The organism is Vibrio sp. 970 (genome assembly GCF_033339075.1).
The window spans coordinates 1-557 of record NZ_JAWOTW010000658.1 but is presented as its reverse complement, the minus strand read 5'-3'; the positions used below and the strand labels follow the sequence as shown (position 1 = coordinate 557).

The 557-nt window shown below is 51.3% G+C and carries 1 protein-coding gene; it reads right to left on the bottom strand.

Features of this window, described 5'->3' with window-relative positions:
- A partial coding sequence (locus R7Q11_RS28460) for an ATP-binding protein (RefSeq protein WP_225467264.1) occupies nt 1–557 on the bottom strand: 557 nt, incomplete at both ends.

The following is a 557-nucleotide window of genomic DNA, read 5'->3' as shown; positions in this document are numbered from 1 at the left end:
CCACCAGCTGAAAACGAGCAGGAAAACGCGTTTTTCCTTGTGCGCGCGAAATGATGATCTCACCCGATTCCAGTGGCTCTCGTAACGAGTCCAACACTTTACGGTCAAACTCCGGCATTTCATCAAGGAACAATAACCCATTGTGAGCCAAAGAAATCTCGCCCGGTCTTGGCACCGAGCCACCACCAACTAATTCCGCCATCGAACTGGAATGGTGCGGCGCACGAAACGGACGCGACTTCCAGTTGTGCTCATTAATCTCACTTTGCGTCAGTGATGCGACTGAAGCCGTTTCCATCGCTTCTTCGTCGCTCATCTCCGGCAGTAAGTCGCATAAACGCGATGCCAGCATGGTTTTTCCTGTACCAGGAGGACCAAGGAAAAGTAGGTTGTGGTTTCCAGCCGCCGCAATTTCTAGAGCACGCTTGCCTTGTTGCTGGCCAATGATGTCTTGTAGATCTCGACCAGGTTTTTCAACCGTTCTTCGCTTCGGAGTTTGATAAAGATTGCGACGATGCTGACCACATACCTCGGCACACCCCTCAAGTAAGGATTGC